At 38.7% G+C, this 19,800-nt stretch carries 17 protein-coding genes; 16 read left to right on the top strand and 1 reads right to left on the bottom strand.

All coding sequences use genetic code 11. The features are described 5' to 3' along the window. From yfmH to AB1471_RS05365, 16 genes are all read left to right on the top strand, one after another. Entirely contained in the window at window positions 1–1,305 is a 1,305-nt protein-coding gene (gene yfmH, locus AB1471_RS05445) for an EF-P 5-aminopentanol modification-associated protein YfmH (RefSeq protein ID WP_367778722.1), read from the top strand. Beyond that, window positions 1,298–2,017, top strand: coding sequence for an elongation factor P 5-aminopentanone reductase (gene ymfI, locus AB1471_RS05440; RefSeq protein ID WP_367778721.1), 720 nt, complete (start codon window positions 1,298–1,300; stop codon window positions 2,015–2,017). The genes yfmH and ymfI overlap by 8 nt, the downstream gene beginning before the upstream one ends. 190 nt (window positions 2,018–2,207) lie before the next feature. Next, window positions 2,208–2,999 (top strand): YmfK family protein, encoded by a 792-nt coding sequence (locus AB1471_RS05435; protein WP_367778720.1) that lies wholly within the window; start codon window positions 2,208–2,210, stop codon window positions 2,997–2,999. 20 nt (window positions 3,000–3,019) lie between these two features. Beyond that, window positions 3,020–3,907: a helix-turn-helix domain-containing protein gene (locus tag AB1471_RS05430; protein ID WP_367778719.1), complete on the top strand. Its 888-nt coding sequence runs from the start codon at window positions 3,020–3,022 to the stop codon at window positions 3,905–3,907. A 105-nt stretch (window positions 3,908–4,012) separates the two neighbouring features. Continuing rightward, window positions 4,013–4,591 carry a CDP-diacylglycerol--glycerol-3-phosphate 3-phosphatidyltransferase gene (gene pgsA, locus AB1471_RS05425; protein WP_367778718.1) on the top strand — a complete coding sequence of 193 codons (579 nt, stop codon included), beginning with the start codon at window positions 4,013–4,015 and terminating at the stop codon, window positions 4,589–4,591. Between the two features lie 15 nt (window positions 4,592–4,606). Beyond that, window positions 4,607–5,860 (top strand): competence/damage-inducible protein A, encoded by a 1,254-nt coding sequence (locus AB1471_RS05420; RefSeq protein ID WP_367778717.1) that lies wholly within the window; start codon window positions 4,607–4,609, stop codon window positions 5,858–5,860. A 259-nt stretch (window positions 5,861–6,119) separates the two neighbouring features. Next, window positions 6,120–6,584: a DinB family protein gene (locus tag AB1471_RS05410; protein WP_367778716.1), complete on the top strand. Its 465-nt coding sequence runs from the start codon at window positions 6,120–6,122 to the stop codon at window positions 6,582–6,584. Between the two features lie 304 nt (window positions 6,585–6,888). Continuing rightward, window positions 6,889–7,926, top strand: coding sequence for a recombinase RecA (recA, locus tag AB1471_RS05405; RefSeq protein ID WP_367778715.1), 1,038 nt, complete (start codon window positions 6,889–6,891; stop codon window positions 7,924–7,926). A gap of 272 nt (window positions 7,927–8,198) precedes the next feature. Beyond that, window positions 8,199–9,758, top strand: coding sequence for a ribonuclease Y (gene rny, locus AB1471_RS05400; protein ID WP_367778714.1), 1,560 nt, complete (start codon window positions 8,199–8,201; stop codon window positions 9,756–9,758). A 95-nt stretch (window positions 9,759–9,853) separates the two neighbouring features. Next, window positions 9,854–10,654, top strand: coding sequence for a TIGR00282 family metallophosphoesterase (locus tag AB1471_RS05395; RefSeq protein ID WP_367778713.1), 801 nt, complete (start codon window positions 9,854–9,856; stop codon window positions 10,652–10,654). Between the two features lie 107 nt (window positions 10,655–10,761). Then, entirely contained in the window at window positions 10,762–11,022 is a 261-nt protein-coding gene (locus AB1471_RS05390) for a stage V sporulation protein S (protein ID WP_041057602.1), read from the top strand. 323 nt (window positions 11,023–11,345) lie between these two features. After that, complete coding sequence (gene miaB / locus AB1471_RS05385; protein WP_367778712.1) at window positions 11,346–12,890, top strand: tRNA (N6-isopentenyl adenosine(37)-C2)-methylthiotransferase MiaB; 1,545 nt, start codon at window positions 11,346–11,348, stop codon at window positions 12,888–12,890. Next, entirely contained in the window at window positions 12,890–13,324 is a 435-nt protein-coding gene (locus AB1471_RS05380; protein ID WP_367778711.1) for a YlbF/YmcA family competence regulator, read from the top strand. Before miaB ends, AB1471_RS05380 begins: the two co-directional genes overlap by 1 nt. 328 nt (window positions 13,325–13,652) lie before the next feature. After that, entirely contained in the window at window positions 13,653–15,176 is a 1,524-nt protein-coding gene (gene adh / locus AB1471_RS05375) for an aldehyde dehydrogenase (protein ID WP_367778710.1), read from the top strand. 1,028 nt (window positions 15,177–16,204) lie between these two features. Then, the gene (locus AB1471_RS05370; RefSeq protein WP_367778709.1) at window positions 16,205–17,620 is read left to right on the top strand and encodes a coiled-coil domain-containing protein; all 1,416 of its coding nucleotides are present in this window, start codon (window positions 16,205–16,207) and stop codon (window positions 17,618–17,620) included. A 1,042-nt stretch (window positions 17,621–18,662) separates the two neighbouring features. Next, window positions 18,663–18,836: a hypothetical protein gene (locus tag AB1471_RS05365; protein WP_367778708.1), complete on the top strand. Its 174-nt coding sequence runs from the start codon at window positions 18,663–18,665 to the stop codon at window positions 18,834–18,836. A 305-nt stretch (window positions 18,837–19,141) separates the two neighbouring features. Here AB1471_RS05365 and AB1471_RS05360 read toward each other — a convergent pair whose 3' ends face one another. Beyond that, a complete protein-coding gene (locus AB1471_RS05360) occupies window positions 19,142–19,342 on the bottom strand; it encodes a YqhA family protein (RefSeq protein WP_367778707.1) in 201 nt (66 codons plus the stop codon). Between the last annotated feature and the right edge of the window lie 458 nt (window positions 19,343–19,800).

The following is a 19,800-nucleotide window of genomic DNA, read 5'->3' as shown; positions in this document are numbered from 1 at the left end:
ATGGAGAAAAAGAGATTTGATCAATTAAATGAAGAACTTTATTTTGAGAAAATGGATAATGGGCTTCTTGTTTATATTCTTCCAAAAACAGATTTTAGCAAAACATACGCAACGTTCACAACCAAATATGGTTCGATTGACGATCAATTTATTCCGTTTGGTGAAAAGGACTTTGTAAAAGTTCCAGACGGTATTGCTCACTTTTTAGAACATAAAATGTTTGAAAAAGAAGATGGAGATGTTTTTCAGCGCTTTAGTGAATACGGAGCTTCAGCAAATGCTTTTACATCTTTTACACGAACAGCATACTTATTTTCAAGTACATCACATGTAAAAGAAAACTTAACAACGCTGATTGATTTTGTTCAAGCGCCCTATTTTACAAAAGAAACGGTTGAAAAAGAAAAAGGGATTATTGGTCAAGAAATTACGATGTACGATGACAACGCGGATTGGCGTTTGTACTTTGGAACGATCCAAAATATGTACCACAATCATCCTGTTAAAGTGGACATTGCTGGCACAATAGAATCAATTACTGACATTACAAAAGATCACCTTTACCAGTGTTACAACACCTTTTATCACCCATCAAATATGTTGTTATTTGTAGTTGGTTCAGTGGATCCTGAAGAGATTATGAAGCAAGTGAGAGAAGATCAACAAGGAAAGAACTACGAAGCTCAAGCGCCAATTGAGCGGAAGTTTGAAGAGGAACCATCGCATGTGAAAAGAGAACATCACGAACTTAAGATGGATGTCCAAGTGCCCAAGTGTATGGTGGGATTAAAAGCAACAAATGTAGAGTTAACTGGTTTGGACTTGCTTCGTAGAGAGCTGGCAGTAAATACAGCACTTGATGTGTTGTTTGGTCGTACATCACCTCACTATACTCGTCTATATGATGAAGGATTAATTGACGATAGCTTTTCATTCGATTTTTCTCAAGAAAAAGGATACGGTTTTGCGCTTATTGGTGGAAACACAAGAGAACCAAAAAAATTAGCCAATACAATTCAAACCATATTGAGGGAAGAAGGAAACGCTTCATCCATTACAAATGAACAACTTGACTCTGTGAAAAAGAAAAATATTGGTGCTTTTTTACGTTCCTTAAATTCACCTGAATACATTGCTAATCAGTTTACGCGATATGCTTTTAACGAGATGGATTTATTTAACGCAGTTCCAACGCTTGAAACATTAACGATTGAAGACATTTCATCAGCTTTAGCTGATTTAGCACAACAAGATCATATGACTAGCTTCTTTATTTTGCCAAAGGATGAAGAGGCGATTGAGTAAAACCGTTCTTGTGCTTGGTGCAAGCGGGGGTATTGGTCGGGCTATTGTCAGAAAACTTGTTCGTGATGGATGGATTGTATACGCACATTTTCATCAAAATGAGCAGGCGATTTTGACGCTTATAAAAGAACTCGGGAAGCAAGAGGACATTTTCCCTATACAGGCTGATTTAACCACAAAGGAAAGTGTCGATCATCTCATCTCAGTAGTTGGAGCAGTGGACTCGATTATTCACGCAGGTGGCATGGCGTTTGAAGGATTACTAGAGGAGACGTCAGATGATGTAATGGAAAAGCTATGGAATGCTCATTTGTTCCAGCCGGCCCGTTTGATTCGCGCTCTCTTGCCGGATATGCGTCGAAGAGAAAAAAGTTCTATCGTGTTTCTTTCATCTATATGGGGTGAAACGGGTGCCTCGAATGAAGTAATGTACTCAGCTGTAAAGGGAGCGCAAATAGCATTTGTTAAAGCGCTTGGTAAGGAGCTTGCACCCTCTCGTATTCGAGTGAATGCAGTTGCCCCAGGAGCGGTTGATACATCGATGCTTGCCCGTTTTGATGATGTTGACCGTCAATGGATTGAAAATGACATCCCGTATGGTCGGATGGCAAACCCATCTGAAGTGGCAGGAGCCGTTGTGTATCTAGTGAGTGATGACGCCAGTTACGTCACGTCCCACGTGCTGTCAGTGAACGGTGGCTGGTACGCATAACTTACATGTCTGTTCTTGAAAACTGGTAGCATTGGAAATCGTTGATTGTGCGTGACAAAAAAAGGAGGGTCTAACCTCCTTTTTTTTGTTTGTTCTTGGGTTTCCCTTTTCTATTGTAGTAAAATGATTTATTATTAACGTTAGTAGATAAAAAAGAACGAGATTGTTTTTTATGGAAGGAGATGAACAAATGCATAGAATCGAGTGGTATTTGGAGTATGAAATTCAAAAAAACAGACCCGGATTGCTCGGGGACATCTCCTCTTTGCTAGGAATGCTTGAAATTAACATTGCCACAATTAACGGTGTGGATGAAGGTAGACGTGGTATGCTCCTTCTAGCACGTAACGATGAACAAATATCCAGACTTGAATCAATTATTAGCACGATGGACACGATACAGATGACAAAACTACGTCAACCAAAGCTACGTGACCGTCTAGCAGTTCGGCATGGACGCTATATTCAGCGGGATGCTGATGATAAAAAAACGTTTCGCTTTATTCGTGATGAGTTAGGGTTATTAGTTGATTTTATGGCTGAATTATATAAACAAGAAGGACACAAGTTAATTGGGATTAGGGGGATGCCACGAGTTGGGAAAACCGAGTCGATCGTTGCTGCGAGTGTCTGCGCAAATAAAAAGTGGCTATTCGTATCATCAACTTTATTAAAACAAACGATTCGGAATCAGCTAATTCAAGCTGAATACAATGAAAACAATTTGTATATTCTTGACGGGGTTGTCTCAACAAGAAGAGCAAGCGAAAAGCATTGGCAGCTTGTCCGTGAGATTATGCGTATGCCTGCTGTTAAAGTGATTGAACATCCAGATATTTTTGTGGAGAACTCGGAATATTCAATAGATGATTTTGATTACATTATTGAACTAAGACACAATCCAGATGAAGAAATTACATACGAAATGGCTCCCAAAAATAATATGTTTAATGGCTCGGAATTTAGTGGTTTTGATTTTTAATTATTGGTAGGTGAAAAAAGTTGACAGAACTAGGAAATCAATTAAAAGAAGCCCGTGAAGCAAAGGGCTATTCATTAGAAGATGTTCAAGCATTAACAAAAATACAAAAAAGATATTTACAAGGCATTGAAGAAGGAAACTACACAATGATGCCAGGTTCCTTTTATGTGCGAGCATTTATTAAGCAATACGCGGAAGCTGTTGACTTAAACCCAGAGGAATTGTTTGAAACGCACGCAGCGGATATTCCGTCAAATTATGAGGAACAAATTCCTTCGCATGTAACCCGCAAAAATACAAAAAAAAGCGGAACAGGTTCATCGAAAGTTTTCAATTTGCTGCCAACCATTATTGCAGTTGTGTTTGTTATAGGACTTCTTTTTTTAGCGTGGTCATGGGCTCAGGGCTCGTTTTCAGAAAATAATGATGATACTGAGCCGGTAGTTGGAGATAGAAGTGGTTCGGTTGGTCTTGATCAATCTGAAGTCAGTGACGTTGATAGTGAAGAAGACTCAGATTTAGACGCATCTTCAGATTCAGACTCAGATTCAGACGCATCTTCAGATTCAGACTCAGACTCAGATTCAGATTCAGACTCAGAAGATGCGTTAAATATAGTAAATGCTGAGGTTGATGGCAATACAACTACGTATGAAATCTCAAATGCTGATTCAATTGAAGTGAGTATTACTTCAGACAATACGTGGGTAGGTATTACAAATCAGGCTGATGAATATTTACATGACGAAACTATATCTGGCGGTAATATGGAATTTGACGCTAGTGATCTAGAATGGTTCCGTGTACGTATTGGTAGTACTGTTGGAACAGTAGTGAAGATTAATGGAGAAGAAGTTGAATTTGGCAGTTCATTGAATACTCAAAATATGGATTTTGAAGTGAAATAACACCTGCGAATAGATTATTCGCTCTAGCTAAACGAAGATCAATAGTCATCTTGCGAGATGACTATTTTTTTGCAAGCGACTGGATACAAGGAGGAAAAAACAAACGTGAATATACCGAATAAAATCACCATTTCAAGAATTTTCTTGATTCCACTTTTTATGATTTTCATGCTCGTTGATTTCGGTTGGGGTTCTCTTCAAATCCTCGGCACACATATCCCTGTAAATCATTTTGTAGGAGCACTCATCTTCATTTTTGCCGCATCAACTGACTGGGTTGATGGGTATTACGCTCGTAAATTTAATATGGTCACGAATTTAGGAAAGTTTTTAGACCCACTGGCAGATAAGCTTCTTGTTTCTGCCGCGCTCGTCATTTTAGTAGAGCTTCAGATTGCACCTTCTTGGCTCGTGATTATTATTATTAGTCGTGAATTTGCAATTACTGGATTACGTCTTGTTTTAGCAGGAAGCGGGGAAGTTCACGCTGCTGCTATGCTTGGGAAAATAAAAATGTGGATGCAAATCATTGCGATATCAGCTCTTCTTTTACACAATATTGGATTTGAAATGATCAATGTGCCGTTTGATATGATTGCACTTTATGTTGCTACTTTTTTTACTGTGTGGTCTGGATGGGATTACTTTGTGAAAAACTGGGGTGCATTCCGTCATTCAAAATAAGGGGGGTGTTCTTTTATGAATGCTGAAATTATTGCTGTTGGTTCTGAACTCTTACTGGGTCAAATTGCTAACACAAATGCGCAATTTTTATCTCAGCAGCTTGCTGAGATGGGGACGGATGTATATCGTCATCGCGTCGTAGGTGACAACGCTTCGCGACTTTTAGATGAAATAAAAGAAGCTGAAACACGTGCAGACCTTGTGATTTTAACAGGTGGATTAGGCCCGACAAAAGATGATCTAACAAAAGAAACGATCGCACAGCATCTTCAGCTAGAATTAGTGTCACATGGACCATCCCTTCAGGCAATCGAACAATTCTTTGTTAGTGCAAATCGTGTGATGACTGAGAATAATCGAAAACAAGCACTTGTTTTGAATGGCAGTGATGTATTTATCAACCATCACGGCATGGCACCTGGAATGCTTGTCACACATAACCAAACGGTGTTTGTGTTGTTGCCGGGACCTCCACGTGAAATGAAGCCGATGTTCCAAAACGATGTCGTGCCAAAGCTGTTAACAATATTTGGGGGCGGTAAGCCTGTTCGATCTCGTGTGTTGCGTTTTTTTGGCATTGGAGAAGCAGAGCTTGAGTCACGTATTGAAGAACTGATTGACGCGCAACATAACCCTACAATCGCTCCTTTGGCTTCAGATGGTGAAGTTATGTTGCGTCTTTCCGCAAAACACGAAAATAAAAAGGAAGCCATTTCAATGCTTGATCACACCGAACAGCTTATTAACGACGTTGTTGGTGAGTATGTGTATGGGAAAAATGATGAAACATTGCTTCTCAAAGCAGTTTCACTTTTAAAAGAACAACAAAAGACGATTGCGGTTGCGGAAAGCTTGACTGCAGGTTTATTCGCTTCTCAAATCGCTTCTGTCCCTGGTGCTGGTTCTACTTTACTCGGTGGCGTTGTGTGTTATACGAATAAAGTAAAACATCATCTTGTGGGTGTCCCACAAGACATCTTAGATACCCATGGTGCGGTAAGTGAAGCCTGTGCGATTGAGCTTGCTTCACGTATTCGAACGCGCCTTAAATCTGATATTGGCATTAGCTTTACAGGTGTCGCAGGACCAGAGCCGCTTGAGGGACAGCCACCTGGTACGGTTTGGATTGGCCTTTCTTTTAGCGATCGAGAGCCATTTGCTATTTCGCTTAAACTGACAGGAGAACGCAATTACAATCGTATTCGTACAGTTAAGCACGGATTTTTTCAGCTTATTCGATTATTAGAAAAAGAAACATCCTCTTCTTAAATGTGAAGAGGATGTTTCTTTTTAAAAAAGGTTCTGTTAAATAGCACTGTTTATATTTGAATAAAACGAACAGTTGTTCTATAATAAGGTAAAAGGACGAGAGTGAGTGGTATCGGGCGTTGAAGGAAATTATTTAAGAAATTGAAAAACTAAAGATGGGTAGACTTGCACTCACTTCCATTCGAATAATGTTGTTCGCTTTGGTAAGTATTCAGTCAAAGTTGGAATGAAAACAATAGAGCGTCACAAGGGGGTACATATGAATTGTAAAAGCGCATTACACCAAATTGAAGTAGCCGTAAAAACAGTTATTGAAATGATTGGCAAAATGAAGGAAGAAGATTTTAAAAAAACACCTACATCTAATAAACATTCTATCGGAGAGTTGTTAGAACATATTGCAGTGATTTGCGAAGCTGATTGGCGTATTTCAAAAGAAGCAACCCAAGAAGAAATGGAAGACTTTTATTCTGGAGTATCTTATAAAACCTTAGATTCGATAAAAGATGGTTTGCTTGTCAATTTTGAAGCACTTAAAAATAATTATATGAATTTATCTGAAGAAGAACTTCTTACAGAAACTAGTTCACATTGGGGTTTGACATACACAAGATATGAATGGTTGTTAGAAATCTTAGCACACGTTTATCATCACAGGGGACAATTACACGCTATGCTTGTTCACTGTGATGGAAAAGACCCTAAAATTTTAATGTTTGAATAAAAAAACGAGAAAAAGGACTTCCAACTGGGGTTCTTTGATTTTAAACGATTATCAACATTATTGTTTAACAGAGCCTAAAAAAATAAATAAAGTGAAAAGAACAAAATCGGTTCTGAAATCGAATTGAAAACCGAATGACTTCTTTAGAGAAAAGGTGAAAATGACTCTATTTTTGATCGGTAAAAAAACCGAATAAATGTTCGCTTTTTGCTTGTTAAATGATTTAAAAAAGAGTATAGTATAGTTAGGTTATGAGATACCTCTCAGATAAAGATTGGTACCTTAGATAAAAGGAGGAATTTTTGTGAGTGAACGTCAAGCAGCCCTCGATATGGCGCTAAAACAGATTGAAAAGCAATTTGGTAAAGGGTCTATTATGAAGTTGGGGGAAAAGACTGATAGAAATATTTCAACTGTATCCAGTGGATCTATCGCATTGGATGCAGCGCTTGGAATAGGCGGATATCCACGCGGTCGTGTGCTTGAAATATATGGACCAGAAAGTTCGGGTAAAACAACTGTCTCGCTTCACGCCATTGCAGAAGTTCAAGCAAATGGCGGTCAAGCAGCGTTTATCGATGCGGAGCACGCGCTCGATCCTGTGTACGCTAGCAAACTAGGAGTTAATATCGATGAGTTACTACTATCCCAACCAGATACAGGGGAGCAAGCACTTGAAATTGCTGAAGCGCTTGTTCGAAGCGGTGCAGTTGAAATTATTGTTGTCGATTCTGTTGCAGCGCTAGTTCCAAAAGCAGAAATTGAAGGAGAAATGGGAGATACTCACGTTGGTCTACAAGCTCGATTAATGTCTCAAGCACTTCGAAAACTATCAGGTGCGATTAGTAAATCGAACACCATCGCGATTTTCATCAACCAGATTCGTGAAAAAGTAGGTGTCATGTTCGGGAGCCCTGAAACGACACCAGGTGGACGTGCATTAAAGTTCTATTCGTCGATCCGTCTAGATGTGAGACGTGCAGAAACATTGAAGCAAGGAAATGAAATGGTCGGAAATAAAACGCGTATTAAAATCGTCAAAAATAAAGTTGCTCCACCTTTTCGTATTGCCGAAGTCGACATTATGTACGGAGAAGGCATTTCAAGAGAAGGAGAAATTATCGACTTAGGTGCTGATGTGGACATTATTCAAAAAAGTGGATCTTGGTATTCTTATAATGGCGACCGATTAGGACAAGGTCGTGAAAACTCGAAGCAATTTTTAAAAGAAAACCCTGAAACTCGTCAAGAAATCATGATGAAAATTCGTGAGTACCACGGTATGGACATTGATCATGATGCTCCAGAAGACGGTGCAGAATTAAAATTAAATGATCAGTAAAAATCTATTTTTATCACTATTAAATTGATAGAAAAAGCAAAGAGTCTAATTCCTCTTTGCTTTTTTGTATAAATCCAGTAAAATAAAGGTTGCTTCGAATATTCTGTAATACCCTTGACAAGAAAAATTCACAGACTTAAAATTAAAATTGTATATTTTACAATTTTATTCGTTTGACTAGTTAAATTGCCTGGCCTTGTATAGTACTTTTTTATACTAGCCGACAAAAGGCAGGATCTGAAACATTTGAATAGCAAGGGGAGGTGAATACGATGGGACTATTTGATATCATCTCCATTTTGCTTGGCATTATCGTCGGTGTGTTTGTTGGTTATTTGATTCATAAATTCATGATGGATGCGAAAATCGGTGGCGCGAAAGGCTCTGTAGAACAAATCATTACAAATGGTAAACGTGAGGCAGAAGCACTTAAGAAAGAAGCGCTACTAGAAGCTAAAGATGAGAATCATAAGCTTCGTTCAGAGATTGAAGCGGAAATTCGTGAGCGAAGAAACGAATTACAAAAGCAAGAAAATCGTTTAATGCAGCGAGAAGAAAACTTCGATCGCAAAGATGATTCGATGGAGAAACGCGAATCATTGCTTGAGCGCAAGGATCATTCCTTGCATGAACGACAACAACATATTGAAATGATGGAAAGCAAAGTGGACGAGATGGTTCGACAGCAAGACCTTGAACTTGAACGTATTTCCAGCTTGACCCGTGAAGAAGCGAAGAGCATTATCCTTGATCAGGTGGAAAAAGAACTTGCTCAAGATATAGCGATCATGGTGAAGGAACAGGAAAATCGTGCAAAAGAAGAATCCGAGAAGAAAGCACGTGAAGTACTTTCGCTTGCGATTCAACGATGTGCGGCTGATCACGTAGCGGAGACAACTGTTTCTGTCGTGAATTTGCCGAATGATGAGATGAAAGGTCGTATCATTGGTCGTGAAGGGCGTAACATCCGTACACTTGAAACGTTAACAGGAATTGATCTTATCATTGATGATACGCCAGAAGCTGTCATTCTTTCTGGATTCGATCCGATTCGACGTGAAACAGCACGTATCGCGCTTGAAAAACTCGTACAGGATGGTCGTATTCATCCGGCACGAATCGAGGAAATGGTGGACAAGGCACGACGAGAAGTGGATGAATATATCCGCGAAATCGGTGAACAAACTACGTTTGATGTGGGTGCTCACGGCTTGCATCCAGATTTAATCAAAATCTTGGGTCGACTTCGTTACCGTACAAGCTATGGTCAAAATGTTCTGAAGCACTCAACGGAAGTTGCGTATCTTTCAGGACTACTTGCAGCAGAGCTTGGCGAAGATGAAACACTCGCAAGACGTGCAGGATTGCTTCATGATATCGGAAAAGCGATTGACCATGAAGTAGAAGGTAGCCACGTTGAAATCGGCGTAGAGCTAGCGACTAAGTATAAAGAACACCCTGTTGTGATCAACAGTATTGCTTCTCACCACGGTGACCATGAAGCAACGTCCATTATTGCTGTGCTTGTTGCTGCTGCAGATGCATTATCTGCTGCACGCCCGGGTGCACGTAGTGAGACACTCGAAAATTATATTCGCCGTCTTGAGCGTTTAGAAGAAATTTCAGAATCATATGATGGCGTTGAAAAATCCTTTGCGATTCAAGCAGGACGTGAAATTCGAATTATGGTTCAACCAGAGCAAATCGATGACATGACAGCTCATCGACTAGCACGCGACATTCGTAAGCGTATCGAGGGAGAACTCGATTACCCGGGACACATTAAAGTTACCGTCATTCGCGAAACGAGAGCAGTTGAATACGCAAAATAATAGAAAGGCAATGTGGCAACATTCACATTGCCTTTCTCTTTTTGTATAGATGATATGGTAAACTGAAATATACTATGTAAGAGAAAGGAACTTTTATGAAACTTTTATTTATTGGCGATGTGGTCGGCTCAATGGGTCGAGAAATGGTCGAAGAATATGTGCCGCAGTTAAAAGAAAAATATCAACCTGACGTGACGATTATCAACGGAGAAAATGCTGCATCTGGACGGGGAATAACAGAAAAAATTTATCGTCAACTTGAAGCGGCAGGTGCAAATGTAATTACGATGGGAAATCATACGTGGGATAACCGTGAAATTTTTCAATTTATTGATCAAAAAACAAATATCGTGCGCCCTGCTAATTACCCTAAAGGAGCACCAGGCAAAGGTATTCAGATGATTCAAGCTGGGAGTGCGGAAATTGCAGTGATCAATGCGCTTGGGCGTACCTTTATGAATCCAGTAGATGATCCGTTTCCGGTTGTAAAAAAACTTGTGGATGAAGCAAAACGCCATACACCGTTTATTTTTGTTGATTTTCATGCAGAAGCTACAAGCGAAAAACAAGCAATGGGATGGTTTTTAGACGGTAAAGTATCAGCTGTTGTGGGTACTCATACACATGTTCAAACAGCGGACAATCGAATTTTACCCGATGGGACCGCGTATTTATCAGATGTTGGGATGACAGGTCCATATGATGCCGTTTTAGGAATGGAACGTGACGCTGTATTAAAACGTTTCGTGACAAGCTTACCTGTCCGTTTTGAAGTACCAAAATCAGGACGTGCGATTCTTAGTGGGTGCTTTATTGAACTTGATCGAAAAACGGGTAAAGCCACTCACATTGAACGCATTTTGATTAACGAAGATCGTCCGTTCGTGTCACAATAACAAAAAGTCCCCTCAAAAAGCATAGGAAGTCACTTCCACGAATATAGTGAATGGAAATCATCACATCCATGGTGTGGTAGTTGACGTTAATGAGGAGGTACATGATGGTGGACGTCCTGAAGGTATCATCACGATCAAATCCCAATTCAGTCGCCGGGGCATTAGCCGGTGTGTTACGTGAACAAGGGATGGTAGAAGTACAAGCGATTGGAGCTGGCGCACTAAATCAGGCAGTAAAAGCGGTTGCTATTGCCAGAGGGTTTGTTGCCCCCGGGGGCGTGGATTTAATTTGTATTCCTGCATTCACTGACATTAAAATTGATGGAGAAGATCGAACCGCCATGAAGCTCATAGTTGAACCGAGGTAGAACGCAGCAGTAAAAGGCAGGAGATGTGCGCACTCGTAGGTGCCTTGCACATTTGCTGCCTTCTTTTTATGGGGGAAAGAATGAGATCATTGTCCCTGAATAGATGTGTCTATTATCTTTATCAGGAAAAACCCAGCACATCAATATGAAAAAAGTCAATTTAACGACAAACAAGGCGTGCCTATTGTATAAGAAGTATCGACCCTTTATACTATAAGGGCGTGTGATTTTGAACTACATTCAAAACATATTTAGAAGAGATCTATGTAGTCATTGTATACAGAAACCGTATTTGGTTTGATTGATAGAAAGGGGATTTTTAGATGAATGAAGAGCAGCGTCTAGCGGGACAAGCCGCGTCAAAGACACCTGCCACAGGAGAGACGGTTAAAGACTATAGCCGATACTTCGAAACAGTCTATAGCCCACCTTCTTTAAAAGATGCGAAAAAACGTGGCAAAGAAGAAGTGAGCTATCATAAAGATTTTACGATCGATCCGGCATTTGAAGGCATGGGTAAAGGACGTAAATTCTACATCCGTACGTACGGTTGTCAAATGAATGAGCATGATACAGAAGTAATGGCAGGGATTTTCCTACAACTTGGCTATGAGCTAACAGATTCAACCGCAGATGCTGATGTGATTTTGCTTAACACATGTGCGATTCGTGAAAACGCAGAAAATAAAGTTTTTGGTGAGATTGGCCACTTGAAGCCACTAAAATTAGAACGTCCAGACTTGTTGATTGGCGTTTGTGGCTGTATGTCACAAGAAGAATCTGTTGTAAATAAGATTTTAAAAACCCATCAGCACATTGACATGATTTTTGGTACACATAACATCCACCGTTTGCCAAACATTTTAAACGAAGCGTACATGAGCAAAGAAATGGTCGTTGAAGTTTGGTCTAAAGAAGGCGACGTTATTGAAAATCTCCCAAAGGTACGTAAAGGTGCTATTAAAGGCTGGGTTAATATTATGTACGGGTGCGATAAGTTTTGTACCTACTGTATTGTTCCATACACGCGAGGCAAAGAGCGTAGTCGTCGTCCAGAAGATATTATTCAAGAAGTTCGTCATCTTGCGTCTCAAGGCTATCAGGAGATCACCCTGCTTGGTCAAAACGTAAACGCTTATGGAAAAGATTTTGATGACATGACATACGGTTTAGGTCAGTTGATGGACGAGCTACGTAAGATCGACATTCCGCGTATACGATTCACAACAAGCCACCCCCGCGATTTCGACGATTACTTAATCGAAGTACTGGCAAAAGGTGGAAATCTGGTTGAACACATTCATTTACCCGTTCAGCATGGCTCATCTAAAGTGTTAAAGATGATGGCTCGTAAATATACTCGAGAGCATTTTATCAATCTGGTTGGTAAAATTCGTGCAGCGATTCCAAATGCTGTTCTGACAACAGATATTATCGTTGGCTTCCCGAATGAGACAGAAGAACAGTTTGAAGAAACATTGAGCTTATACAAAGAAGTTGGTTTTGAGACGGCATTTACGTACATTTACTCTCCACGTGAGGGCACACCAGCCGCTAAAATGGAAGACAATGTACCAATGGAAGTTAAAAAAGAACGACTACAACGCTTAAACACACTTGTTAACGACCTGTCTAACGCTGCATTGAAAAAGCTAGAAGGCTCAGTCGTTGAAGTGCTTGTTGAAGGCGAAAGTCGAAAAAATCCTAATGTACTGTCAGGCTACACACGCACAAGTAAACTTGTAAATTTTGTTGCTCCAAAAAATGTAGTAGGAAAATTAGTTCGAGTAAAAATAACGGATGCCAAAACATGGAGCTTAAATGGTGAAATGATTGATGTTGTGCAACCGGTCGAGGTGAATGCGTAATGGAACAACGTTATACAAAAAAAGAAATTATTGCAAAAGCAAAAGATTTAGCGACAATGATTACAGAAACAGAAGAAGTTGATTTCTTTAAACGTGCTGAAGCACAAATTCAAGAAAATCAAAAAATCCGTGAGAAAATGGCAAGTCTAAGAAGCTTGCAAAAACAAGCAGTCAATTTTCAACACTATGGCAAGCATGAAGCGTTGAAAATGATTGAAGCAAAAATTGAAAAAGTGGAAGCTGAAATTAATGATATTCCAATTGTTCAAGAATTTAAGCAATCACAGGTTGAAGTAAACGAACTTCTTCAAATGGTGGCAAACACCGTATCAAACGCTGTAACGGATGAAATTATCCGTCAAACAGGCGGCGATATTTTAAAAGGTGAAACAGGTGCACAAGTCCGAAAAGGTGGAAGTCGTAGCTGTTCATAATATTAATCCTCTTTCTCCAGTTGGAGAGAGGGGATTTTTTAAAAAAATGGAGGACAATTCAGTTGATAGAAGATCCCTTAAGGGTAAAGAGGTAGAATTTTGTTCATCGACCGACAAAACGACAGAATCAGTATTTAAATAAAAAAATCAGAAAAATGACAACTTTTATATTATAATAAATATGGAATATGCATTAGGCGTTTTTAATCTAAGTAGAATAAGAGCGCAGCAATTACATCGAATGAGAGGTGACTGTAATAAGAAGAACAGAACATTCAACAAGAGAGACAAATGAGGGAACACATTCGAATAAACTGGGGGAATATAAATGCTAACCTATGCTAATCCAAATACTGAAGATTCCATTGTACACTTTAAAGAAAAATATGATAACTACATAGGTGGGGAATGGGTTGCTCCATCAAATGGAGAATATTTCGAAAACCTTTCACCTATTAATGGTAAGGAATTGTGCCAAGTCGCAAGATCAACAGAAGAAGATATTGAACTTGCTCTTGACGCTGCCCATAAAGCCAAAGATTCTTGGGGGAAAACATCAGTCACAGAACGATCGATTATTTTAAATAAGATTGCAGATCGCATGGAAGAGAACCTTGAAATGCTTGCTGTGGCAGAAACATGGGACAACGGGAAAGCGATCCGTGAAACATTAAATGCTGATATTCCTTTAGCAATTGACCACTTTCGTTATTTTGCAGGAGTGATTCGCGCTCAAGAAGGAACACTTGGAGAAATTGATAATGACACGGTAGCGTATCACTTCCATGAACCACTTGGTGTAGTCGGACAAATTATTCCTTGGAATTTTCCAATTTTAATGGCTGTTTGGAAACTTGCACCTGCACTGGCAGCAGGAAACTGTGTGGTGTTAAAGCCAGCTGAACAAACGCCTGCATCAGTCTTGTTCTTGACCGAGTTGATTGACGACTTATTGCCTCCTGGTGTACTAAATATTGTAAACGGTTTCGGTCTTGAAGCTGGTAAACCACTTGCATCAAGTGATCGCATCGCTAAAATCGCGTTTACAGGTGAAACCACTACCGGACGTATGATCATGCAATACGCTTCTCAAAACTTGATTCCAGTCACACTAGAGCTTGGTGGTAAATCACCAAATATCTTCTTTAAAGATATCATGGACGAAGATGATGACTTTGTGGATAAAGCGGTGGAAGGTCTAGTCATGTTCGCGTTAAATCAAGGAGAAGTATGTACATGTCCATCTCGAGCACTCGTACATGAAGATATTTTTGATCAGTTTATGGAACGAGTCGTTGAACGCGTAAAAGCGATCAACACAGGCAATCCACTTGATCCTAATACGATGATGGGTGCACAAGCATCGGCAGAACAAATGGAAAAAATCCAAGCCTACTTGCAAATTGGTAAAGATGAAGGTGCTGAAGTACTTGTCGGTGGAGAAATCAATAAACAAGATGGCGAAAATGCGGATGGCTATTACATCCAACCAACTATTTTTAAAGGTCATAACAAAATGAGAATCTTCCAAGAAGAAATCTTTGGTCCAGTTCTTTCTGTGACTACATTTAAAACGGATGAGGAAGCACTTGAAATTGCGAACGATACGCTTTACGGGCTAGGGGCAGGCGTTTGGACGCGTAATGTCAACACAGCGTATCGCTTCGGGCGAGGTATACAAGCGGGTCGTGTATGGACGAACTGTTACCATCAGTATCCTGCACACGCTGCGTTTGGTGGATACAAAATGTCAGGAATCGGTAGAGAAAATCACAAAATGATGCTTGAGCATTACCAACAAACAAAGAACATGCTTGTTAGTTATAGTCCGAAAAAATTAGGATTCTTTTAAGATCTATCAAAGGACTGGTGGAATAAATAGTGGAGCGTGATGGCAGCTCTTCAATGTGTGATCAAAGTATAAGATCTTATTGGCGATTCAGAATTGGAACATACCGAATCGCGTGTGTTTCCTACAGAACAAAGAAGTGACGATAGACTAACATTTTATAAAATAAAAGATGAGGACTGTACATTCCTTCTTACTGCACTGAACTTTTCAACTGGGGCCACTCCGAATATGAGGTGGTTGTTGGGTTTGCTTTTGCTGTGAGCAAAGGAGAAGACTATAGCAATAAACATGATTTATCTCTTGAATGTACAGTTCTCTAATATTTGAGGCAACAGAAGCAGTTCGATTACTTTATAATGACTGATGTTCATATTGATGAAGAATCATATCCATATAATGATCATGCGATTAAAACTTGAAGAAACACATTTCATTTTATTGAAATGTGTTTTTTTATTTTTTTTTCTTCTTACCACAACAACCACATCCCCCTTTTTTACTATTCTTTCGTTTTGGTGATGAATTAGCAACAGTAGAACTAGCATTTTTGGTGGATGTTTTTTTTCGATTTGTAGGACGCCTCATCAATGCTCACACCTCCTTGAAGTGAATAATTCATTATACTCATTTCGTTTGCTTATGATCGGGCGGTTTCATGTACATTCATTGCTCATAAACCGACACTGGATTATTCAATAGCTGTTGTTCGTCCATTCTTTCCTTTTCCTGCGTGGATCATATATCACTACAATGCGTATCTAATGGTGATGACGATTAAGCAGCAAGCATAAAGATTAAGAAAGAAACTTCTCCTCTCTTTCTGCTTTTTAAAGGAGTGATAACGGAGTGGACAAGTAAAATTCAGGAATGTACGTAGAACCAAGTTCGAGTCAATCTTCTCAATGATACAAATGATAAGTTCACCTACTTAAATTGGGCTTATCACTTTTCCTTGTTTAGCACATATAGACAGGTAAAACGTTTAGTTAGCGTCATGAGAAAATAAAAAACGGGAGGTAGATCGTATCATGCACGATAGAAGAGAGTTCACAAAAGATCCTATTCAACTGCAGCAAAAAGTGATTCATTTAAACTCAGAATTAATAAAATACAAGGCTAAAGTCAAGCAGTATCAGGAAAATTACCACTACTCCATGATTGATAGCTTACAAAATAAAAATAATGAATTATCGAAAGAGTTCGAGGAGGTATCTAAACGCTTCACGCAAACGAATGAACTGCTAAATAAGCGATCTCGTGACACAAAAAAACAAGTACAATTCCTCAAGGAGCAACTAGAAGAACTTAAAGAAGAAACATCTACGTATCAAAAAGAAAAAGAAGATCTTGTAAGTGAACAAACTAGCTATATAGCGAGGTTGGATGTTCAGAAAAATGAAATACGTGTACTGATGAATCGATTGAATCAGAAGCAACAAGAATGCGAGTCACAGCAAGCTGCCTATGATATGTTGGCAAAAGAATCAAACGAATATAAAAACGATATGGAACGAGTAGAAGTGGAATTAAAACATCAAATTGACTTTTCTGAAAAAGAAAAAGAGATCTTACAAGAGAAGCTTGAGACCACTATCCAGACATCCCATACGGAACAAGAGAATCAAAGAAGAAACCAAAAAGCGTTGCACGGACAAATAAATGAGTTAAAGTCAAACTTAGCACTTGCAGAAGAACAACAGAACATGAGTGAAGAAAAAAATAAACGTATACAAGCAGAGAATGAAAATTTGTTAAAAGAAAGAAGTACGTACCAAAAAGAAAAAGTGGATCTTGCTAATAAACAAACTAGCTATATAGAGAGGTTAGATGTTCAGAAAAGAGAAATACGAGTACTGATGAATCGCTTGAATCATAAGCAACAAGAATGCGAGTCACAGCAAGCTGCCTATGATATGTTGGAAAAGGAAACAAATGAACATAAAAATGATATGGAACGAGTACAAGTGGAATTAAAACGTCAAATTGCTTTTTCTGAAAAAGAAAAAGAGGTACTACAAAAGAAGCTTAAGTCCACTATTCAGACCTCTCATACGGAACAAGAGGGTCAGAGAAGAAATCAAAAAGTGTTGCAGGAACAAATAGATGAGTTAAAGTCAAGTTTAGCAATTGCAGAAGAACAACGAAGATTAAGTGAGGAAAAAAATAAACGTATACAAGTGGAGAATGAAACATTTTTACAAAAACTAGATGAATTAACAGAGAAAAATGATGTTCATCTAGAAAAAGAAAGGGGTCTCGAGCTTCAGCCTGATTCGCAAGAACCTTTAATCAAAATGGAAGAGGATGTTCAAAACGGTAATCATCTAGATTCTTTTGAACACCTAGAGCAACAGATGAAAGAATTGCTCACAGAATCTTTTACATGCGAAAAGCATCGGACACTTACACCGATCCAAAAAGTAGAAAAAAACATTAACGGGTGAAATGAATAAGGTGGAAGAGAGCATTTAGAACGAAAATCCAAGAAGAGGAAAATCTTCATTAATGGAACGTCAATACCCCCCCTCGAGAAATCGAGGTTCTTTTAATTACCAACAGTTAATGTAAAAAAGGAAATTGCATCATTTGTAAAACAACAAGTGCTGTATTCTCTTTATGTCTAGCAGATGCGTCCAAACAAATTAGAAAAATTCAAGTATAAGTTTCTCTAATGTGTTATTCGAATCCCCGAATTCATATTGAATTCTTCTTTAGTAGGATTCTTTTTTAGCAAGCAAACATGCTAAGTATGTCTTCTTGCGTGCGTTCAATGTGGAGTCGTTTTTTCAGTATCTGATATCTTGATTTATTTCCTTTTTATCATTCCTCATAAAATCAAACTCAATTGTTTTCATATCAATGCTTTTTTCCAATGCTCGTTGTCTAATATCTGAATACCTTCTGCGGTCTCGTTCACGCTCTACAACGTAGGTTTTAGATGGTACGATTGGCTACCACGTTGGAATCACACACAGAACAAACCAACACTGATTGAAAAATAGCATCATGGTTAGTACGTCGTTTTTTCGTTTTTGATGCATCAAATCAACATCTTCATTTACGACAGCAAGTTAATATCTCGTCTCTTCCTTTTTAAAATTTGCTAAATATGTGAATAATATGTTCAACATCTGTATTGGGTAGGAGAGAGTGATAAACATCTAGTTTCGGTGTTGATATCATCCCATGCGCTGAACAAGCAGTTAGGAACGGAATCTAAGGGAACAAAAAGCAAGAAGAATCTAACGAGAAAAACGGAGAGCTGACGCTAAAGCCAAGGTTCGGAGGATCTCTTTTTTTCTAAACGAGAAACAGATTATCAAACACGAGGGGGATTAGAGGGATTAAATCACTCCTTCTTACTGAAGAACATGGATCGCATGAACTAGCTTTTGAATGAGCGCTAGCGATCAAAAAAGGTGATCCGAATTGGATTGGCTACAGCAAGTTCAATAATGAACGCCACAAAACCTAGGAGGAAAATCAATGACTATTCTTTATAACGCCGTGAAGAGAGTACATGAGTCAATGGCAAAAAGATTTGTTCAAGATCTATTGGCATCTGGTATTACAGAAAATAATAAAGGCAAGTCGATCCACGATATGGACTATTACGAGTTACGTCGTTTGATAGACATTACTGTATTAATTAAGGAGTGATCCTTATGTGGCGCTATGTAGCTGAACATTGATAACAATGAGAGTGATTCACTCACTGTTATCACAATATGTAAAGAGGGGATGAACAAAGAAATGATTTCAAGATGGATCGTTAAAAGAAATGATAGATGGGAGGTGAAGGAGTGAAGGATAAAAAGAAGTATAGCGTTTTAGACATATCATGCGACATTTAGTTAGAGAGCAATAACAAAAGCATCTTAATTTATAGATGCTTAAATAATGAATTTTCCGTCATAATGCCGGGTATTATAGCAATGATGGTCCAGGGACTGGAAAGTGAAGATTTAATTACCTCTTTCTTTCTCGAGTAAAACGATGATTCTATCTAATTTATGTTTTAATTCTTCAATGTTTTTAGCGTGGTTATTTCTTTTAGCATGTGAATTAACTAATAGTCTTCGTATAAATAGGACGAATGATATTACTCCTATCGTGATCAGTGCAACAGCGATAAGAAAAAATATAAAAATAAACATGTTATCCATAACCATCCTCCAAAAAATTTTGGTTAATTATATCATATAAACTTCGACTTAATCTGCTTAAAGTGTTTATGGAGTTACTCTCCGAAACTATGCAGAAGCATAAAGTTGGTCACAGATGGTTCGTAACGAAACAGATAGAGAATTTAGAGAAACGTAGATTGGAACTGATGCATGAGGGATTAAGCAAGATGAAAGTGGTATTTGTAAAAGGGAAGGAAATAAAAAAATTCGTCCCAATGTCTTACTTTATCTCGGTGTAGAGTACCCTATATATAGACACTTCTGACTATAAATCAGACTTGCTTCTACAATCACATGACGTTGCTTGAAAAAAGCGAAAGAAGAGGTGAAAGAGTGGAAGAAGTAAAAATAAAAAACTAAGGCAGGCAATTAGCCTGCTTTTTGATTTGCGCTCGTAGCAAGTTTATCAAGGCTTTTGACTCTCGATTAAAGGAGGT

Source organism: Jeotgalibacillus marinus (assembly GCF_040801915.1).
GTDB lineage: Bacteria > Bacillota > Bacilli > Bacillales > Jeotgalibacillaceae > Jeotgalibacillus > Jeotgalibacillus marinus.
Note: the sequence above shows the minus strand (reverse complement) of the source record. Positions and strands in the feature narration are given on the sequence as shown.

Excerpts from the sequence above, each read along its gene's own strand:
- yfmH (WP_367778722.1), top strand. The coding sequence starts at position 1 with ATGGAGAAAAAGAGATTTGATCAATTAAATGAAGAACTTTATTTTGAG.
- AB1471_RS05435 (WP_367778720.1), top strand. The coding sequence starts at position 2,208 with ATGCATAGAATCGAGTGGTATTTGGAGTATGAAATTCAAAAAAACAGA.
- AB1471_RS05420 (WP_367778717.1), top strand. The coding sequence starts at position 4,607 with ATGAATGCTGAAATTATTGCTGTTGGTTCTGAACTCTTACTGGGTCAA.
- AB1471_RS05410 (WP_367778716.1), top strand. The coding sequence starts at position 6,120 with ATGAATTGTAAAAGCGCATTACACCAAATTGAAGTAGCCGTAAAAACA.
- rny (WP_367778714.1), top strand. The coding sequence starts at position 8,199 with ATGGGACTATTTGATATCATCTCCATTTTGCTTGGCATTATCGTCGGT.
- AB1471_RS05395 (WP_367778713.1), top strand. The coding sequence starts at position 9,854 with ATGAAACTTTTATTTATTGGCGATGTGGTCGGCTCAATGGGTCGAGAA.
- miaB (WP_367778712.1), top strand. The coding sequence starts at position 11,346 with ATGAATGAAGAGCAGCGTCTAGCGGGACAAGCCGCGTCAAAGACACCT.
- AB1471_RS05380 (WP_367778711.1), top strand. The coding sequence starts at position 12,890 with ATGGAACAACGTTATACAAAAAAAGAAATTATTGCAAAAGCAAAAGAT.
- adh (WP_367778710.1), top strand. The coding sequence starts at position 13,653 with ATGCTAACCTATGCTAATCCAAATACTGAAGATTCCATTGTACACTTT.
- AB1471_RS05370 (WP_367778709.1), top strand. The coding sequence starts at position 16,205 with ATGCACGATAGAAGAGAGTTCACAAAAGATCCTATTCAACTGCAGCAA.
- AB1471_RS05365 (WP_367778708.1), top strand. The coding sequence starts at position 18,663 with ATGACTATTCTTTATAACGCCGTGAAGAGAGTACATGAGTCAATGGCA.
- AB1471_RS05360 (WP_367778707.1), bottom strand. The coding sequence starts at position 19,342 with ATGGATAACATGTTTATTTTTATATTTTTTCTTATCGCTGTTGCACTG.